The following is a 19202-nucleotide window of genomic DNA, read 5'->3' on the forward strand; positions in this document are numbered from 1 at the left end:
ACAAGAAATATAACGATGAGGTCAGAGCCATGGCTCATTCGAGTGCGGCGCACAGCCTGCCCCCTACACCTGCTTCCACCGATCACGCCGGGGCGATTCGTCCTTCCCGCGTCCGCTGGCGGATCTTCGCCATCATCTTCGCCCTCACGGTGATCAACCTGATCGACCGCGTTTCCCTGTCCATCGCCATGCCCACCATCGGCAAGGAGTTCGATCTCTCGCCGAGCATGCAGGGGCTGATCCTGAGCAGCTTCTTCTGGGCCTATGCGCTGTTGCAGATTCCCGGCGGCTGGCTGATCGACCGCTACGGGCCGCGCCGGGTGATCGGCTGGTCCACCGGTCTCTGGGGGTTGTTCCAGACCGTCGCGGCCTTCGCCACCGGCGGCCTGTCCCTACTGTTTGCCCGGGTCGCCCTGGGTGCCGCCGAGGCCCCGCTGTTCCCTTCCGGTGGCAAGCTCAATTCGCTCTGGCTTGCACCCAGCGAGCGCAGCCGTGGCGCCGTATTGATGGATTGCGGCGGACCGCTGGGCGTCGCCCTGGGCGGGCTGATCATTGCCTACCTGATCGCCGTGCTCGGCTCCTGGCGCATCGCCTTTTTCATCGCCGGTATCGCCACCCTGGCCATGGCCTGGCTGGCCTGGCACTACCTGCGCGATGACCCGGCGCGGCATCCCGGGGTCAATGCCGAGGAACTTGCACGGATCAACGCCGGCCGCGCCACCTCGGCCGCCGAAGCCGCCAAGGCGCAGGTGAAGGGGCTGGGCATCGCCTCCCGATCGCTCACCGGCATGCTGCTGGGGCGCGCCAGCTGGGCCATGGTGTTCTTCGGCCTGCTGACCTGGGGCCCAAGCTACCTGGCCCAGGCCCGTGGCTTCGACATCAAGGGCATTGGCGCGGCCACTTTCATCATCTTCCTCTGCGGTGCGGTCGGTTCGATCTGCGGCGGTTTCCTCTGCGACATGCTGATTCGCAAGGGCGTGCGTCGGGGGCTGGCGGCCAAGGGCCTCCTGGCGGTGTCCGGCCTGGTGGCGCTGGGCGCCTTCATGCTGCTACCCACCCTGCACGACGCCTATGCCGCCGTCGCACTGCTCTGCCTGACCGCCTTCTTCCTCATGTGGGGCAGCCTCTACTGGAGCTTTCCCGCGCTGCTGGCGGCGCCGGCACGGGTCGGGCTGATCGGCGGGGTGATGAACCTGGCCGGCAGCCTGGGCGGCATCCTGGTGCCGATCCTGGTGGGCGTCATCCTGCAGTACTTTGGCGGCTACGCTGGCGTCCTCGGATTCTTCGCCGGCTGCTCGGCCCTGTTCGTCGTCGGCACCCTGCTGATCGGTCTGGATAATCCTGAGGTGAAACATGCGTGAAGCCGCGCCCTATAACGGCCCGATAGTCGATGCGCACCACCATTTCTGGGACCCGCAGCGCAACTTGCATCCCTGGTTGTCCGCTGGCGAAAGCATCCCGTTCCGCTACGGCGACTACAGCGCGATCAAGCGGCGCTACTTCCCGGAGGATTACCTGGCCGATGCCGGTACCCACAAGGTGGTGGCAACGGTCTACGTGGAGACCGAATGGGACCCGACCGACCCCATAGGCGAGAGCCGCTTCATCCATGAAGTCGCCGCCCGCTACGGCGCACCGAACGCGGTGGTGGCCCAGGCCTGGCTGGATGCGCCGGACGCCGCCGAGGTGCTGGCCGCCCAGGCCGGCTTCGAGCGGGTGCGCAGCGTCCGCCACAAGCCGGGCGGCCCGACGCGGCCCGATGAGGTGGGAGCAAGCCGCAGCCTGATGAGCGATGACGGCTGGCGCCGGGGCTTCGCCGAACTCGCCCGCCACGGCCTGCACTTCGACCTGCAGACGCCCTGGTGGAACCTGCCGGAAGCCGAGGCGCTGGCGCGGGACTTCCCTGGGACGCTGCTGATCCTCAACCACGCCGGCTTGCCGTCGGACCGCAGCGAGCAGGGCCTGGCCGGCTGGCAGGCGGCCATGGCGCGCTTCGCCGAGCTGCCCAATGTGACGGTGAAGATCTCCGGCATCGGCCAGGCCGGCAGGCCCTGGCGCGCCGAGGACAACGCCTGGATAGTGCGCGAGACCCTGGCCATGTTCGGCAGTGAGCGGGCGATGTTCGCCAGCAACTTCCCGGTGGACAGCCTCTGCGGTTCCTTCGACGACATCTACGGCGGCTTCAAGCGCATGGTCGCCGACCTGCCATACGCGGAGCAGGAGCAACTCTTCTGCGGCAACGCGCAACGCATCTACCGTACCCATCCCTCGGCCTTCCGACTGCCGCAGGACGCAACCGATATGAGGACTACCGCATGAGCAACGCCCGTCTTCCCCGAATCGCCATGGTCCTGGGCGACCCCGCCGGCATTGGCCCGGAACTGATCGCCCGACTGCTGGCCGAGCCCGAGGTGCGCCGCCAGGCCCAGGTGCTGCTGATCGCCGACGAGGCGGAACTGCGCAAGGGCATGCAGATTGCCGGTTGCGAATTCCCCTACCGATCCGTCGAGTCGCTGGACCGCCTGGACTTCATCGATGAGGTCCCACTGTTCTACAACTTCCGCGGTGCCGCCGAGGGATCGTTCCCGCGCAGCGAGGCCAGCGTGCTCGGCGGCCGCTACTGCCTGGACACCCTGGAGGTAGCGCTGCGCCTGACCGCCGCCGGCACCACCGATGCCATCCTGTTCGGCCCCTTGAACAAGACTTCCTTGCACATGGCCGGCATGGCCCACAGCGATGAGCTGCACTGGTTCGCCGAGTACCTGGATTTCCATGGACCCTTCTGCGAGTTCAACGTGCTGGACAACCTCTGGACCTCACGGGTGACCTCCCACGTGGCCCTGGCCGATGTGCCGGGCCTGATGAGCCAGGATCGGGTCGTGGAGGCGATTCGCCTGATCGATACCGCGCTCAAGCGCAGCGGGCTGGAAAAGCCGCGTATCGGCGTCTGCGGCCTCAACCCGCACAACGGCGACAACGGCAGCTTCGGCCGCGAGGAACTGGACATCATCGGCCCCGCGGTGCGCAGGGCGCAGGATCAGGACATCGATGCCGACGGGCCGTACCCGGCGGACACCATCTTCCTCAAGGTGCAGGGCGATACCCGGGCCTTCGACGCGGTGGTGACCATGTATCACGACCAGGGCCAGATCGCGATCAAACTGATGGGCTTCTCCCGTGGCGTGACCGTGCAGGGCGGCCTGCCCATTCCCATCACCACCCCCGCCCACGGCACCGCCTTCGACATCGCGGGGCAGGGCAAGGCCAACGTCGGCGCCACCCGCCAGGCCTTCGAGATCGCCTGCCGCATGGGCAGCAAGCGGGGCTGATAGCCCTCATCGCCACAGACCTGTAGGAGCGAGCTTGCTCGCGAAGGGCGCCAATGCACTTTCGCGAGCAAGCTCGCTCCTACGTCAATCGTTCCTCCACCAAAGACCGTGCCGCCCTTCAGGGCAGCACGGCGTTCTCGTTCGCCGCGCAAATTTCGCTGAGGCCTGATCGATAACCCTTCTTCAGCTATCCGGGAAAAATGTATTGCCTGGGGTTATCACTGAATGAGCACAAGTGATTATTCGCCAGGTCCCGCGCTGGCTAGAGTCGGCCTCAACGAAAACGTCCGGGCTGCCACCGGCACCTCGTTGGATCGACTTACAAGAAGCCCGCCTTGTCGCCTCGCAAGGCGAATACCGGCAACAGAAGGACATGACAATGACAACAACCACGACCTCCCTGTCCGATGCGCTGTCTTCGGCCATCGCCAAGAGCCGCCTGCGGCTGCTGCCCTTCCTCATCCTGATGTACGTCCTGGCCTTCATCGACCGGGCCAACGTCGGCTACGCGCGCTCCTTCCTGCAAGCCGATACGGGCCTGGGCGATGCCGCCTTCGCCTTTGGCGCGAGCATCTTCTTTATCGGCTACGCCTGTTTCGAGGTGCCGAGCAACCTGATGCTGCACCGCCTCGGCGCCCGCGTCTGGCTTTGCCGGATCATGGTCACCTGGGGCCTGGTGTCGGCGGCGATGATGTTCGCCGACAGCGCGACCGCCTTCTACGTGCTGCGCTTCCTGCTGGGCGTGGCCGAGGCCGGCTTCTTCCCCGGCATCATCCTTTACCTCACCTACTGGTTCCCGGCGCAGAGCCGTGGCCAGGCCTTGGGGATGTTCTACTTCGGCCTGCCACTGGCGCTGGTGCTGGGCGGGCCGCTGTCCGGCTGGCTGCTGGAGTTCCATGGCGTCTTCGGCATGAGCAACTGGCAGTTCCTGTTCGTGGTCGAGGGCTTGCTGGCCTCGCTGGTGGGAATCGCCGCGTACTTCTACCTGGTGGACCGTCCGCGCGCCGCGCGCTGGCTCAGCGAGGAAGAGAAGGGCGCCCTGGAGGGCAAGCTGGCCGAGGAGGAGGCGCGGAAGCAGGGCCAAGGCCCGCACGGCTTCCTCAGTGCGCTGCGCAGCGGCCAGGTGCTGAAGTTCTGTCTGGTCTACTTCACCGTGCAGATGAGCGTGTACGGCGTGGTGTTCTATCTGCCGACCCGCATCGCCAGTTTCCTCGACGGCAATGTTGGCCTGAGCGTCGGCCTGATCACCGCGATCCCCTGGCTTTGCGCCCTGGTGGTGACGCGCCTGGTGACCCGCTATGCCGACCGCAGCGGCCAGCACAGGCGTCTGGCGGTGTGCATGCTGGCCATGGCCGCCGCCGGCATCGCGGCCTCGGCGCTGAGTCCCAACCTGACATTCGCGGTCATTGCCTTCTGCTTCGCCGCCTCCGGTTTCGTCTCCGTGCAACCGCTGTTCTGGACCATTCCCACCAGCTACCTGAGTGGTGCGGCAGCGGCCAGCGGCATCGCGCTGATCAATTCTCTGGGCAACCTCGGCGGTTTCGTTGCCCCCAACCTGAAAACCCTGATGGAAACCCAGTTCGGTGACCCCCGTGCCGGCATGTTCGCCCTGGCCGTGGTTGCCGTGTTCGGTGCCCTGATGATCTGTCGCCTCAACACCCCGTCCAGCAAGAGCCAGCCGCTGAAACCGGCGCGCGCGGCCTGATAGACGCCTTCCAGTGAAAGGAGCTGCAAGCATGAAAATCAAAGCCATCCGTACCCGCGTCTTCGAGTGGAAGGGCAAGGTGGTGCCGCCCCAGGCGCACTTCTGCACCAACGCCACCGACATCCTCTATGAGCGCGGCGACGCCATGGGCTCATTCCGCTTCCACGGCTGGCTGGTGGTGGAGGTGGAGACCGACACCGGAATCGTCGGCATCGGCAACTGCGCCCTGGCGCCACGGGTGGCCAAGGAGATCGTCGACCTCTACCTGGCCCCGATTGCCATCGGCGAAGACCCCTTCGACTACGAGTACATCTGGCAGAAGATGTACCGCCGCACCCACGCCTGGGGTCGCAAGGGCATCGGCATGGCCGCCATCTCGGCGGTGGACCTGGCCATTTGGGACATCATGGGCAAGGCGGTGAACAAGCCGGTGTTCAAGTTGCTGGGCGGCCGCACCAAGGAAAAGATCTGGACCTACGCGTCCAAGCTCTACGCCAACGACAACCTCGACCTGTTCCTGGAAGAGGCCCAGGGCTACCTGAACCAGGGCTTCACCGCGCTGAAGATGCGCTTCGGCTACGGGCCGAAAGACGGCCCGGCGGGCATGCGCAAGAACATCGAGCAGGTCCGCGCGCTGCGTGAACTGGCCGGGCCGGACGTGGATATCATGCTCGAGTGCTACATGGGCTGGACCCTGGAATATGCTCGCCGCATGTTGCCGAAGCTGGCCGAGTTCGAACCGCGCTGGCTGGAAGAGCCCGTGATCGCCGATGACATCGAAGGCTACGTGGAGCTGAAGAAGATGGGCATCATGCCGATCTCCGGCGGCGAGCACGAATTCACTTCCTACGGCTTCAAGGACCTGCTGGAACGCCGCGCGGTGGATGTGATCCAGTACGACACCAACCGGGTCGGCGGCATCACCGCGGCGCGCAAGATCAACGCCATGGCCGAAGCCTGGTCGGTGCCGGTTATTCCCCACGCCGGACAGATGCACAACTACCACTTGACCATGGCCAGCACCGCCTCGCCCATGGCCGAGTTCTTCCCGGTGTTCGACGTCGAGGTCGGCAACGAACTCTTCTACTACGTGTTCAAGGGCGAGCCGCAGCCGGTCGACGGCTACATCCAGCTGGATGACAACACCCCGGGCCTGGGCCTGGAGATCTCCGAGGAATACCTGAAGGACTTCAACATCATCGAGTGACGGGCACTCCAACCCACAGGGTTGCCCTGGGCCAGGTTGTGTCGGCGGCCACGGGCGCCTGATTGGCCCCGGCAGATGCCGGGGTTCTTTTTTTCAGGCCGACGCCTGGGCCAGTCCCCCGGTGCTCCGCTGTGCGGCCCTTGAGTCGCCCAGGCTTAGCCGATATCTTGAGGCGCCTAATCGTTAGTCTGCTACCAAGTCCTTTCTGCGCAGACACTCCGGATTCTTGATGAGCTCGCAAAGCCCCCTGTCGCAACGCATCGACCAGCCGCTGAAAGGCATTGTCCTGGTCTGCCTGGCGACCTTCCTGTTTTCCAGCCACGACGCGATCTCCAAGTACCTGTCGGCCTTCTATCCCATCGTCATGGTGGTCTGGGTGCGCTATCTGGTGCATACCCTGCTGATGGCGGGCTTCCTGCTGCCACGGGAAGGTGTGCGTGTGCTGCGCACCAAGCGCCCCCTGCTGCAGGTGGCGCGGGCGCTGTGCCTGGTCGGGGTGAGCCTGCTGTTCACCACCGGGTTGCGGCATATCCCGCTGGCGGAGGCGACTTCGGTGATTTTCCTGGCGCCCTTGCTGGTCACCACTCTGTCAGTGCCGCTGCTGAAGGAGCGCGTATCCCGTGTCCAGTGGGTGGCGGTGCTGGTGGGGTTCGGCGGGGTGCTGCTGATCGTGAGGCCGGGTAGCGCTCTGTTCACTCCGGCCATCCTGTTCCCCCTGGCGGCGGCGGTGTGCTTCGCTTTCTACCAATTGCTGACGCGCATCGTTTCCCGCACCGACAGTTCGGCCACCAGCAACTTCATCACCGGCCTGACCAACACCCTGGTCATGAGTGCCCTCGTGCCCTTCTTCTGGCACCTGCCCGACAGCCTCGGTCACAGCCTGCTGATGCTGGCCCTGGGCACCTGCGGCATGGGCGGGCACATGCTGCTGACCCAGGCTTTCCGCCATGCCTCGCCGCCGTTGCTGGCGCCTTTCGGCTATGGGCAGATCGTCTTCGCCGGCCTGCTCGGGCTGCTGCTGTTCAACCATGCACCGGACCAGGTGGGCCTGCTGGGCATCGCCATCATCGTTGGCAGCGGGCTGTTCATGGCCTACGCGCAGAAGCGCTGACGCTGCGGGTGGATGTCAGAAGTAGGGTGAGCCGTGCGCACCAGGCTGGGTGATGGCCTACCCGTTGACCCGACCCGAGCACAGGAAACGGTGCGCATGGCGCACCCTACGAGCAGCCATTCAGGCATCCAGACTCAAGCGCTCTCGACCTCCCGCGAATCCACGTAATCCTTCAGCCACCTCAACACCTGTACCGGCTCCCAGCGGGCCGGGTCGAACAGGGCATAGGCCTGGCCCTGATAGCCCACCACGTCCAGTTGCCGGTGATAGCCGGCGCGCTGGAACAGGGCCTCTATTTCCGCCAGGCAGGTGTTGAAATGCAGACGCCCGAAGGGCGTCTTGCCGTCGGTCACCAGGCCTTCCAGGTGCAATTCTTCCACCGCTTCGCGGATCTCTTCCGGGGCCATCCGGCTCACGGTGTATTTCAACTGGCGTACATCCAGCATCTTGGGTGTCCTCAGGCGGCTCAGTGCAGCCACCGGCTGGCGAACAGGGGCTGTACCTGGCCACGGGGCGGGAAGGGCAGGGGCAGTTGGTAGGGTACGGGGATTGTCGATGGAACAGGTTGCTCAGGCATCGGCAAGCGGATCGGGGCTGATACAGGCATAGGACTTTTCCTGGATTACTGTATATTTATACAGATACCAGTTGCCGTGGTCCGATGGCAACCAAACCAAAGGAAAAATCTGTTGTCAGTCATTTCCCCTGACGCAGTATCGGGAATGAGAAGTCTGATGATCCGCTCTATCTTGCTGTTTTGCCTGTTGTTCTCCGCCGTAACCGAAGCCGCCGCCCCCCGCACTTTCAACGAGGCCAAGAAGGTCGCCTGGAAGCTCTATGCCACCCACCCGGTGGAGTTCTATTGCGGCTGCCGCTACGAGGGCAACCGGGTGGACCTGAAAAGTTGCGGCTATGTGCCGAGGAAGGCGCCGCAGAGGGCCAAGCGCATCGAGTGGGAGCACATAGTGCCGGCCTGGGTGATCGGCCATCAGCGCCAGTGCTGGCAGAAGGGCGGGCGCAAGAACTGCACCGAGAACGACCCCACCTACCAGCGCGCCGAAGCCGATCTGCACAACCTGGTGCCTAGCATCGGCGAGGTGAACGGCGACCGCAGCAATTACAGCTTCGCCTGGCTGCCGCAAAAGCCCAGCCAGTACGGCGCCTGTCCCATGGTGGTGGACTTCAAGGCGCGAAAGGCCATGCCGCGCCAGCAGATCCGCGGGATGATCGCGCGCACCTACTTCTACATGAGCGACCGTTACAACCTGCGTATCTCCAGCCAGGACCGCAAGCTCTACAACGCCTGGAACCGCCAGTACCCGGTGGAAGCCTGGGAGCGCAACCGCAACCAGCGCGTGGCCTGCGTGATGGGCTATGGCAATCCCTTCGTGGGCAAGGTGGATATGGGCGCCTGCCGGCGCTAGGTAACTTCGCCCGGCGAGCACTGAACCGGAGGTAGGGTGCGCCGTGCGCACAGGTGAGCCGGCACGGGGTGTCCGGTGCGCGCAGCGTACCCTACGGAAAAGCGCGTGGCTTCTCCATGGACCACCAGCTTGGCAGCAGCCGTTTCACCTCCGGCCGGGCGAAGCGGTCGTCGATCAGGTACACCACGCCCTGGTCTTCAGTCGTACGGATCACCCGCCCGGCGGCCTGCACCACCTTCTGCAGGCCTGGATAGAGATAGGCGTAGTCGTACCCAGCGCCGAACAGGCTGGCCATGCGCTGTCTGAGCTGTTCGTTCACCGGGTTCAGTTGTGGCAGGCCGAGGGTGGCGATGAAGGCGCCGATCAGGCGTTCGCCCGGCAGGTCGATGCCTTCGCCGAAAGCCCCACCGAGCACGGCGAAGCCTATGCCCTGTCCGCCGGCGTCGAAGCGCTGGATGAAGGCCTGGCGCTCGGCTTCGTTCATTTGCCGCGCCTGCAGCCAGATGGGCACTTGCGGCTGCTCGCGGGCGAACAGGGCGGCCACCTGCTGCAGGTAGTCGTAGCTGCTGAAGAAGGCCAGGTAGTTGCCGGGGCGCTCGCCGAACTGCCGGGCCATCAACTCGGCTATGGGCGCGAGGGAGCTGGCGCGGTGCTGGTAGCGGGTGGATACCTCGGCGGCAACGCGCACCTGCAGTTGCCCTGCATTGAAGGGCGAGTCCACTTCCAGCCAGGGCGTATTGCGCGCCAGCCCCAGCAGGTCGCTGTAGTAGTGGCGCGGGTTGAGGGTGGCGGAGAAGAGCACGGTGGAGCGGCTGGCGGCGAAGCGCGGCTCGAGGAAGGGCGCCGGCACCAGGTTGCGCAGGCACAGGCGCGACAGGTCGCGGCCACCCTTGCCTGGGCGCTTGCTGAGGTCGAACAGCGAATGGCTGTCGAACTGTTCGGTCATGCGAACGAACTGCATGGCTTCGAAATAGAAGTCCTGCAGGGCGTTGTCCCGCGCCGTGGGGTTGTCGGTGAGGTAGTCGGTGATGGCGGTGACCGCCCCCTGCAGGGCATTCAGCAGTTTCTGCGGTGGTTCGGCGTAGGCGCAGTAGTCCTCCGCCTGCGCCTTGTTCAGTTCGCTCCAGCTGCGGCCGACCCGCTCCAGGGGCTTTTTCAGTACGGCCGGCGCCGTCTTGCGCAGGGTCTTGAGGCTCAGTTGGTCGAGCTCGGCTGAATACATCTTGCGCGCCCGGTCCACCAGGTTGTGCGCTTCGTCCACCAGCACCGACACGCGCCACTGGTTGGCGCTGGCCAGGCCAAAGAGCAGGGCGCTGGTGTCGAAGTAGTAGTTGTAGTCACCCACTACCAGGTCGCTCCAGCGCGCCATTTCCTGGGCCAGGTAATAGGGGCAGACCTGATGGGCGAGGGCGACCTCGCGCAGGGTCTCGCGATCCAGCCAGCGCCGCTGCGCAGCCGCCTCGCGCGCCGCAGGCAGACGGTCGTAGAAGCCCCGGGCCAGGGGGCAGGATTCGCCATGGCAGGCGTTTTCCGGGTGCTCGCAGGCCTTGTCGCGGGCTACCAGCTCCAGTACGCGCAGGGGTTCTGCGCGAATCTGGCGCAAGGCGTCGAGGGCCAACTGGCGGCCAGGTGTCTTGGCGGCGAGGAAGAACACCTTGTCCAGGGCCTGGCGCTGGAAGGCCTTGAGCAGTGGGAACAGGGTGCCGAGGGTCTTGCCGATGCCGGTGGGGGCCTGAGCCATGAGGCAGCAGCCGGTGCTCACCGCCTTGTACACGGCTTCGGCGAGCTGACGCTGCCCGTGGCGGAACCCCGCATGGGGAAAGGTCAGGGTTTCCAGCGCGGCATTGCGTGCGCCAACATGGGCAAGCTCCTGCTCCGCCCAGGCGATGAAGCGCTGGCACTGCTCCTCGAAGAAAGCTCGCAAGTCGCCGGCCCTATGGCGCTCGGTGAGCAGGGTTTCCTTCTGGCTGCCGATATCGAAATACACCAGCGCCAGTTCGATCTCTGGCAGCGATTGCTGTTGGCAGAGCAGCCAGCCATAGACCTTGAGCTGAGCCCAATGCAACTGCCGATGGTTGGCCGGCATGCGCTGGAGGTCGCCGCGGTAGGTCTTCACCTCCTCGAGGCGGCCACGCGCCGGGTCGTAGCCATCGGCGCGACCGCGTACCCGCAGGGGACCGAACTCGCCGCTGAGGGCCAGTTCGGCCTGGTAGCCCTCGCCTCGGCGGCTGGCCACCAGGGCATGACCGGCCATGCCTTCCTGGGCGGTGGGGGCGGGCGTGAAGCGCAGGTCGAGGTCGCCGCATTTCGCAGTGAACTCGCAGAGCGCACGCACGGCCACGCTGTAGGCCATGGTCAGTCCTCCGCCCACTGCACGTAGCAGACGTCCACGGGGATCTCGTGGCGGGCGCAGAATTCCAGCCACCGTAACTGGTTGTCCTGCAGGCGGTCGCCGGGGCCCTTCACCTCGATCAGGCGGTAGCGGCGCTCTTCTGGCCAGAACTGGATCAGGTCGGGCAACCCGGCGCGATTGGCCTTGATATCGGCCAGGATGCGCTGAAAGCAGGCCTTGAGGTGCGCAGCCGGCAGGCACGCCAGGGCCTGGTCCAGGAGCGCTTCATCCAGGTTGCCCCAGTAGACGAAAGGCGAGAGCAGACCCCGCTTGGTGGCATAGGTGCGGCGGATATTGGCCTGGTATTCGTCGCTGTCCAGTTGCGCCAGGCAGGCGGCGAAGCGTTCGGCGCGGCGCGAATGGAAGTCCGGGCTGAGCAGGTCAGCCGGGCCGTTGTGGAAGGGATGGAAGAAGGCGCCGGGCACCGCAGCGAAGATGGCGTCCCAGCAGAGGAGGCCGAACAGGGAGTTGAGCAGGGTGTTCTCCACGTAGTGCACCGGCGCGCTTTCCTCAACGAAGTGCAGCAGCACGGCGTGCTCCACCGATAGCGGCTCCGGCGGTTGCGGCAGGACCAGGTCGAGTCGGCGTACCGGCGCGCTGCCGGCGGGTGACTCCTTGGGCAGGCCCAGCTTGCGCCGCAGGCGCGGCAGGATGCGCGCCAGATGCTGCTGTTCCTCCTCGCTCTCGGGGGTCTCCCAGGCCTCCTGCGCCAAGCCGAAGGCCTCGTCATGGGCGCCGAGGCGCTCCAGTACACGAATGCGCCGTACCCGTGCGCCCAGGTATTCGCAGAGACTGTAGAGGCTCAGCGCCGCATCCAGCAGTGCGCTGCGCTCGCAGTGCTGGGCGACCTGGAACAGCAGCTTGCGCCGGCGTGCGTCCAGCCAGGGGTTGTCGTGGGGTTTCAGGGGCAGTTCGCTCAGCAACTCGTCCAGTGCTTCGCCCGCCTCGAAGCGCTCCCGCCAGCGGTGCAGGCGCAGGTAGTACTCCAGGTCGGCACGCTCGCGGAAGCCCCGCGCGGAAGCGTCGATCTCGACCTTCTCATACTGGTAGATGCCGAGGTCGGAGAGCACGAACTCGGACCAGTCCTGGTAGAGGTTGCCGAAGAACATCAGCCGCAAGCGGTCGCAGATGTCCATCAGTTCGAGCGCAAAGATGCGGTCCTGGCTGGCCGGATACCAGGCAGCGAAAGAACGCGGTTCAGGGTGTTCGGCGAGCAGGGCGCCCAGGCGCTCGGCCTTGCGCCCCGGTGCCTTGCCGAAACAGGCATCCACCTCGGCCAGGGTGAGCAGGCCGAAGAGTTGCGTGAGGTCCAGGTGGGGCGCCGCGTCGACCCATCCCAAGTCCACCAGCGGCGCCACCGCGTCGAGGGTGTCGCCGATCTCGGCATAGCTCAGCTTGCTGGCGCGGAAGCGTGTGCCCTTGCGCATCACCATGCGCACCAGCAGCGCCTGGGAGGCGCGGGGCAGGGCACGGAAGCCTTCGATGAAGGCTTGCTCCTCGGCAGTCAGCAGATCGCTGTAACGCTCGCTGATCCAGTCGAGCAGGGTGTGGAAGTTGTTCAGGTAGTAGAAGGGATCTTCGAGGGCGGCGGGCATGGCGAGGGCGGGTGAGCCGGGCTATTACTGTGGATTTATACAGATATCAGGCCCGGCCGGTTCGCGGCAAATGGATTTCGATCAGTGGGGCTCAAGTGGCCGCAGCCAGCACTTGGCTGCGTAGCCAGGCCAGCGTCGGGTCGCCCGTGCCGCGCTGGTGCCGCTGTTGCTGGCGCTGCGGATACCGATGCCGGCGTTCGGCTTCGCCACCAAGGCACCGACCTGGGTATGGACGGGTGTAGTCTACGGCGTCTGCTTCATTTCCCTGGCGCTGATCCTGGCGCCCCGTCTGGGTGTGAGCGGCTTAGTCGCCGCGGCGGTGGCGGGGCAGATGCTGGCGTCCCTGGCCCTCGATCACTTCGGCCTGATGGGGCTGCCGGCGCGGCCGCTGAATATGGGCAAGGCGCTGGGGGCGCTGCTGCTGGTCGCCGGGGTGGTGGTGCAGACCTTCAGCACCGAGGCGCCCGGCCAGGCTGGGCCTGTGCCGGAGCGTTCCGCTGGCTAGCTGGCGCCGGGACCTGCGCGACACCATTCAATTTGTCGTGCCTGAAGTTAAAAAACCTATATCCGAAGCCTTCTGCCGCGCGGGCCCCGCGCTTTCGGTGCGTGCAGCTTTTTCCTAGCCAGCGACTACAAAAATCATAATTTCGCGAATCCCTCGCTCTGAACAGAATGCGGCCAACCCCGACAGTTAGCCGCAACTGCAGAACAACAATGATCAGAGTCAGAGGAGGCAAGCCATGACCGACCTGAATCAAACCGCCTTTCAGAAGTACACGGGCGTGACCGTTGAAAAAATGGAAATCGACACGCTCGTGGTCGGCGCCGGTCAGGCCGGTGTAGCTATGAGTGAGCACCTGAGCAAGCTCGGCGTGCCCCATCTGGTCCTGGAGCGCAATCGCATCGCCGAAGCCTGGCGCACCGGCCGCTGGGATTCGCTGGTCGCCAACGGCCCGGCCTGGCACGATCGCTTCCCGGGGCTGGAGTTCGACGGCCTCGACCCCGACGCCTTCGCCTCGAAAGACCAGGTCGCGGCCTACTTCGAAGCCTATGCCAAGACGTTCGACGCTCCCATCCGCACCGGTGTGGAGGTGAAGTCGGTGGTGCGCAATGCGGACCGGCCGGGCTTCACCATCGAAACCTCGGAAGGTGTGATCGAGGCCCGGCGCGTGGTGTCCGCCACCGGGCCCTTCCAGCGCCCGATCATCCCGCCGATCGCGCCCAAGGATGATGCGATCACGCAGATTCACTCCGCCCAGTACTACAACCCGCAGCAGCTGCCCGAAGGCGCCGTTCTGGTGGTGGGCGCCGGTTCTTCCGGTGTACAGATCGCCGATGAATTGCAACGTGCCGGCAAGCAGGTCTACCTCTCGGTTGGGCCGCACGATCGTCCGCCGCGTGCCTATCGCAATCGAGACTTCTGCTGGTGGTTGGGTGTTCTCGGCCTGTGGGACATGGAAGCCGCACAACCGGGCAAGGAGCACGTCACCATCGCCGTGAGTGGCGCCCGTGGCGGCCATACCGTCGATTTCCGCGCGTTGGCCAAGCAGGGCATCACCCTCGTCGGCCTGACCAAGGCATTCGAGGACGGCGTGGTGACGTTCCAGTCGGACCTTGCCGACAACCTCGCCCGTGGTGATGAGAACTACCTGGCGCTGCTGGACGCAGCCGACGCCTACATCGCCCGCAACCGCCTGGACCTGCCGGAAGAGCCTGAAGCGCGTTTCTTCCTCCCGCAGCCGGAATGCGTGACCAATCCCATTCTCGAGCTCGACCTGGCCAAGGCCGGTGTGACCTCGATCATCTGGGCGACCGGCTATGCAGTGGATTTCAGCTGGCTGAAGGTCAATGCCTTCGATGGCAACGGCAAGCCGCAGCATCAGCGTGGTGTGTCGAGCGAGCCTGGCATCTATTTCGTCGGCCTGCCCTGGCTGTCGCGCCGTGGCTCCACCTTCATCTGGGGGGTGTGGCACGACGCCAAGCACATCGCCGACCACATCGCTACGCAGTGCAAGTACCTCGCCTATCGCGATGCCGGACAACGCCAGGCGGAAAGCTGATCCAACCCCGATTCGCACATTCAAGCAGACAGATTAAAGGAGGCAATCCGATGCCGACCCATACTCGCATCCGCATGTTCAATACCAAGGACACTTATCCCAACCAGACGCTGGATAACGACCTCTGCCAGGCGGTGCGCGCCGGCAACACCGTCTATGTGCGTGGCCAGGTCGGGACCGACTTCGAAGGGCGCCTGGTAGGCCTCGGCGACCCGCGCGCCCAGACCGAGCAGGCGATGAAGAACGTCAAGCAACTGCTGGAAGAGGCGGGCAGCGACCTGTCGCACATCGTCAAGACCACCACCTACCTGATCGACCCGCGCTACCGCGAGCCGGTGTATCAGGAAGTGGGCAAGTGGCTGAAGGGGGTCTTCCCCATCTCCACCGGTCTGGTGGTGTCGGCCCTGGGTCAGCCGCAGTGGCTGATGGAGATTGACGTGATCGCAGTGATCCCGGACGACTGGCAGCCGGTGCAGGTATAAGGAGCAAGGCTATGACGTTCTCCATCATCGGTCGTTGCCCGGAAACCGGGCAACTCGGCATCGCCATCAGCTCGTCCAGCATCGCCGTTGGCGCCCGCTGCCCCTGGGTGCGGGCCGGGGTCGGAGCGGTGGCGACCCAGAACGTCACCCTGCCGGCCCTGGGGCCGCAGATCCTCGATCTGCTCGATGGTCAGCAGCTGGAGCCCGCCGAGGCACTGGACCGGGCATTGAGCAGCAATGGCTGGAGCCAGTACCGGCAGGTGACGGTGATCGACGGCCAGGGCCGCGTCGCCTTGTTCAGTGGTAGCGAGGCGCTGGGTTTGCACAATGCGGTGGCTGGCGAGCAATGCGCCGCCGCCGGCAACCTGCTGGCCGGGACCCAGGTGATAGAAGCGATGGTGCAGGCCTTCGAGACGGCGACTGGGCTGCTCGCCGACCGCCTGCTGGCGGCCATGCACGCCGCCATGGTGGCCGGGGGCGAAGCCGGGCCGGTGCATTCGGCGGCGCTGAAGGTGGTGGGTGATCTCACCTGGCCGATCGTCGACCTGCGGGTGGACTGGGCGGACGAGGACCCCATCGGCCAGTTGGATGGCCTCTGGCAGGCTTATCGGCCGCAGATGCAGGACTATCTCACCCGGGCGCTGGACCCCACCGCGGCGCCCAGCTACGGGGTGCCGGGCGATGAGTGAATCGGCCAGCCGCGTCCTGCTGGAGCAATTGATCGGCTTCGCCACCGTCAGTCGGGATTCCAACCTCGAGCTCATCGCTTTCATCAGGGATTACCTGGCGGCGCAGGGGGTGGAGAGCGAAATTTTCTACAACCCCGAGCGCACCAAGGCCAACCTGTTCGCCACCATCGGTCCTCGCGACCGGGGTGGCATCGTGCTTTCCGGACATACGGACGTGGTGCCGGTGGAAGGCCAGGCCTGGACGGTCGAGCCATTCCGCCTTACGGAGAGGGAAGGGCGCCTGTACGGACGCGGAACGGCCGATATGAAAGGCTTTATCGCCTCCGTATTGGCTGCTGTGCCCGCTTTCCTCGAACAGCCACTGACGATGCCGGTGCACCTCGCTTTCTCCTATGACGAGGAGGTGGGTTGCCTGGGCGTGCGTCCGATGCTCGCCGAACTGGAGAAAAGACCTCACAAGCCGCGGCTTTGCCTGATCGGCGAACCCACCGAGATGAAACCGGTGCTCGGGCACAAGGGCAAGCTGGCCATGCGCTGCCAGGTTCAGGGCGCCGCTTGTCACTCGGCCTATGCGCCCTATGGCGTCAACGCCATCGAATACGCGGCGCGACTGATCGGCAGGCTGGGGTCGATAGGTGCCGAACTGGCGAAGCCGGAGCGTCAGGACGACCGCTTCGATCCGCCTTTCTCCACGGTGCAAACCGGCATCATCAAAGGTGGGCGGGCGCTGAACATAGTTCCCGCGGAATGCGAGTTCGATTTCGAAGTGCGGGCACTGCCCGACTTCGACGCCCGGCAAGTGGCCGACGAACTGCAGTCGTTCGCCGAAACCGAGCTGTTGCCGCAAATGCGCGCTGTGCAGGCTGGCACCGGCATTCGCCTGCAACCTTTGAGCGCCTATCCTGGGCTGGTCACTTCAGCCGATAGCGAGGCGGCGCAGTTGCTGGCGCTACTCAGTGGTTCGACGGAGTTCGGTACCGTAGCCTTCGGCACCGAAGGCGGGCTGTTCGACCAAGCGGGCATTCCTGCGGTGGTCTGTGGCCCGGGCAGCATGGACCAGGGCCACAAGCCGGACGAGTTCATCAGCCTTGAGCAACTCGCCGCGTGCGACGCCATGCTGCGCCGTCTGGCGCTTTATCTGCAGGACCGGGGCGGTCTGCTGTAGACTGCCGCACCCCAAGAAATGCCTGGGACGCGGAATTGACGGGCGTCAGCCCCGTTGCTAACATTCCCGTCCTTATATCGGCTCAATTCCTCCGTCCGGAGGCTGAAAAAGCCGGTGTCAACCCCGAGATTTGCGTCATTGCCGGCTTTGGCTGGAAGTGGCGCCACTGGGGCGGCGCAGGATACCAGCTTCGATCCTCGTCGCTTCTATTGATGACTTGACCGCATTGGCTGGAGTGCGGAATAGGGCCTTTCCTGGCCTTTGACTACAGGTATGAACATGAGCGAAAGCTTTGCAGAACTTTTTGAAGAAAGCCTGAAATCCCTCGACATGCAGCCGGGTGCGATCATCACCGGCATCGTGGTCGACATCGATGGTGACTGGGTCACCGTCCATGCTGGCCTGAAATCCGAGGGCGTCATCCCGGTCGAGCAGTTCTACAACGAACAGGGCGAGCTGACCATCAAGGTGGGTGACGAGGTCCACGTAGCGCTCGACGCGGTGGAAGACGGCTTCGGTGAGACCAAGCTGTCCCGCGAGAAAGCCAAGCGTGCCGAATCCTGGCTGGTTCTGGAAGCTGCTTTCAACGCCGAAGAAGTGGTCAAAGGCGTTATCAACGGCAAGGTCAAGGGCGGTTTCACCGTCGACGTCAGCGGTATCCGCGCGTTCCTGCCGGGCTCCCTCGTGGACGTGCGCCCTGTGCGCGACACCACCCACCTGGAAGGCAAGGAACTCGAGTTCAAGGTCATCAAGCTGGACCAGAAGCGCAACAACGTTGTCGTTTCCCGTCGTAGCGTCCTGGAAGCCGAGAACAGCGCCGAGCGCGAAGCTCTGCTGGAATCCCTGCAGGAAGGCCAGCAAGTCAAGGGTATCGTCAAGAACCTCACCGACTACGGCGCATTCGTGGACCTGGGCGGCGTAGACGGCCTGCTGCACATCACCGACATGGCCTGGAAGCGCATCAAGCATCCGTCCGAGATCGTCAACGTTGGTGACGAGATCGACGTCAAGGTCCTGAAGTTCGACCGCGAGCGCAACCGTGTCTCCCTGGGTCTGAAGCAGCTGGGCGAAGATCCGTGGGTCGCCATCAAGGCGCGCTACCCGGAAGGCACCCGTGTGACCGCCCGCGTTACCAACCTCACCGACTACGGCTGCTTCGCCGAGCTGGAAGAGGGCGTGGAAGGCCTGGTGCACGTTTCCGAAATGGACTGGACCAACAAGAACATTCACCCGTCGAAAGTCGTTCAGGTTGGCGACGAAGTGGAAGTTCAGGTTCTGGACATCGACGAAGAGCGTCGTCGTATCTCCCTGGGCATCAAGCAGTGCAAGTCCAACCCGTGGGAAGACTTCTCCAGCCGCTTCAACAAGGGCGACAAGATCTCCGGCACCATCAAGTCGATCACCGATTTCGGTATCTTCATCGGCCTGGAAGGCGGCATCGACGGTCTGGTTCACCTTTCCGACATCTCCTGGAACGAAGTGGGCGAAGAAGCCGTACGCCGCTTCAAGAAGGGCGACGAGCTGGAAACCGTCATCCTCTCCGTTGATCCGGAGCGTGAGCGCATCTCCCTGGGTATCAAGCAACTGGAAGACGATCCGTTCTCCAGCTACGCCTCCCTGCACGAGAAAGGCAGCATCGTTCGCGGAACCGTGAAAGAAGTTGACGCCAAAGGCGCTGTAATCAGCCTCGGTGGCGAGATCGAAGGCGTTCTGAAGGCTTCCGAAATCAGCCGTGACCGCGTTGAAGACGCGCGCAACGTGTTGAAGGAAGGCGAAGAAGTCGAAGCCAAGATCATCAGCATCGACCGCAAGAGCCGCGTAATCAGCCTCTCCATCAAGTCCAAGGACGTTGATGACGAGAAGGACGCCATGAAGGAACTGCGCAAGCAGGAAGTCGAGTCCACCGGCCCGACCACCATTGGTGACCTGATCCGTGCTCAGATGGAGAACCAGGGCTAATCACCCTGCTCCAACAGCAAAAAGGGCGGCCTAGGCTGCCCTTTTTGTTGTCTGCGTTTCCCCTTCCCGGGTTTGGGCTGTTCA

At 64.6% G+C, this 19202-nt stretch carries 16 protein-coding genes; 13 read left to right on the forward strand and 3 right to left on the reverse strand.

Features of this window, described 5'->3' with window-relative positions; all coding sequences use genetic code 11:
• The first annotated feature begins 29 nt into the window (after positions 1–29).
• The 6 genes from E8F11_RS07135 to E8F11_RS07160 all read left to right on the forward strand — a co-directional run bounded on the left by E8F11_RS07135 (position 30) and on the right by E8F11_RS07160 (position 7352).
• On the forward strand, positions 30–1361 hold the full coding sequence (locus tag E8F11_RS07135; RefSeq protein WP_280288139.1) for an MFS transporter: 1332 nt from the start codon (positions 30–32) through the stop codon (positions 1359–1361).
• A complete protein-coding gene (locus E8F11_RS07140; protein WP_280288140.1) occupies positions 1354–2319 on the forward strand; it encodes an amidohydrolase in 966 nt (321 codons plus the stop codon). Before E8F11_RS07135 ends, E8F11_RS07140 begins: the two co-directional genes overlap by 8 nt.
• Entirely contained in the window at positions 2316–3329 is a 1014-nt protein-coding gene (locus E8F11_RS07145) for a 4-hydroxythreonine-4-phosphate dehydrogenase PdxA (RefSeq protein WP_280288141.1), read from the forward strand. Before E8F11_RS07140 ends, E8F11_RS07145 begins: the two co-directional genes overlap by 4 nt.
• Positions 3330–3708: 379 nt before the next feature.
• Positions 3709–5034, forward strand: a complete 1326-nt coding sequence (locus E8F11_RS07150) for an MFS transporter (protein WP_280288142.1) — start codon at positions 3709–3711, stop codon at positions 5032–5034.
• Positions 5035–5065: 31 nt separating this feature from the next.
• A complete protein-coding gene (locus E8F11_RS07155) occupies positions 5066–6241 on the forward strand; it encodes an L-lyxonate dehydratase (RefSeq protein WP_280288143.1) in 1176 nt (391 codons plus the stop codon).
• Positions 6242–6470: 229 nt separating this feature from the next.
• Positions 6471–7352 (forward strand): DMT family transporter, encoded by an 882-nt coding sequence (locus tag E8F11_RS07160; RefSeq protein ID WP_280288144.1) that lies wholly within the window; start codon positions 6471–6473, stop codon positions 7350–7352.
• A 134-nt stretch (positions 7353–7486) separates the two neighbouring features.
• On the opposite strand, the gene E8F11_RS07165 is transcribed toward E8F11_RS07160, so the two are convergent.
• Positions 7487–7798 carry a transcriptional regulator gene (locus E8F11_RS07165; RefSeq protein WP_280288145.1) on the reverse strand — a complete coding sequence of 104 codons (312 nt, stop codon included), beginning with the start codon at positions 7796–7798 and terminating at the stop codon, positions 7487–7489.
• A 285-nt stretch (positions 7799–8083) separates the two neighbouring features.
• Here E8F11_RS07165 and E8F11_RS07170 point away from each other — a divergent pair, with 285 nt between their 5' ends.
• A complete protein-coding gene (locus tag E8F11_RS07170; protein WP_280288174.1) occupies positions 8084–8776 on the forward strand; it encodes an endonuclease I family protein in 693 nt (230 codons plus the stop codon).
• A 91-nt stretch (positions 8777–8867) separates the two neighbouring features.
• Here the strand turns inward: E8F11_RS07170 and E8F11_RS07175 are convergent, their stop codons facing one another.
• Both E8F11_RS07175 and E8F11_RS07180 read right to left on the reverse strand, forming a co-directional pair.
• Positions 8868–11129 carry an ATP-dependent DNA helicase gene (locus tag E8F11_RS07175; protein WP_280288146.1) on the reverse strand — a complete coding sequence of 754 codons (2262 nt, stop codon included), beginning with the start codon at positions 11127–11129 and terminating at the stop codon, positions 8868–8870.
• 2 nt (positions 11130–11131) lie between these two features.
• Positions 11132–12763 (reverse strand): VRR-NUC domain-containing protein, encoded by a 1632-nt coding sequence (locus E8F11_RS07180; RefSeq protein ID WP_280288147.1) that lies wholly within the window; start codon positions 12761–12763, stop codon positions 11132–11134.
• Positions 12764–12920: 157 nt separating this feature from the next.
• Between E8F11_RS07180 and E8F11_RS07185 the strand changes: the two genes are divergently transcribed.
• The 6 genes from E8F11_RS07185 (at position 12921) to rpsA (ending at position 19118) form a co-directional block, all read left to right on the forward strand.
• Positions 12921–13268, forward strand: a complete 348-nt coding sequence (locus tag E8F11_RS07185) for a DMT family transporter (protein WP_280288148.1) — start codon at positions 12921–12923, stop codon at positions 13266–13268.
• A gap of 235 nt (positions 13269–13503) precedes the next feature.
• Complete coding sequence (locus tag E8F11_RS07190) at positions 13504–14823, forward strand: NAD(P)/FAD-dependent oxidoreductase (protein ID WP_280288149.1); 1320 nt, start codon at positions 13504–13506, stop codon at positions 14821–14823.
• Positions 14824–14873: 50 nt separating this feature from the next.
• Positions 14874–15305: a RidA family protein gene (locus tag E8F11_RS07195; protein ID WP_280288150.1), complete on the forward strand. Its 432-nt coding sequence runs from the start codon at positions 14874–14876 to the stop codon at positions 15303–15305.
• Between the two features lie 11 nt (positions 15306–15316).
• Positions 15317–15994 carry a DUF1028 domain-containing protein gene (locus E8F11_RS07200; protein WP_280288151.1) on the forward strand — a complete coding sequence of 226 codons (678 nt, stop codon included), beginning with the start codon at positions 15317–15319 and terminating at the stop codon, positions 15992–15994.
• Positions 15987–17159, forward strand: coding sequence for an acetylornithine deacetylase (argE, locus tag E8F11_RS07205; RefSeq protein WP_280288152.1), 1173 nt, complete (start codon positions 15987–15989; stop codon positions 17157–17159). The genes E8F11_RS07200 and argE overlap by 8 nt, the downstream gene beginning before the upstream one ends.
• 279 nt (positions 17160–17438) lie before the next feature.
• Positions 17439–19118: a 30S ribosomal protein S1 gene (gene rpsA, locus E8F11_RS07210; RefSeq protein WP_044875460.1), complete on the forward strand. Its 1680-nt coding sequence runs from the start codon at positions 17439–17441 to the stop codon at positions 19116–19118.
• Positions 19119–19202: the final 84 nt, after the last annotated feature.

Source organism: Pseudomonas sp. BN417 (assembly GCF_029871205.1).
Classification (GTDB): Bacteria; Pseudomonadota; Gammaproteobacteria; order Pseudomonadales; family Pseudomonadaceae; genus Metapseudomonas.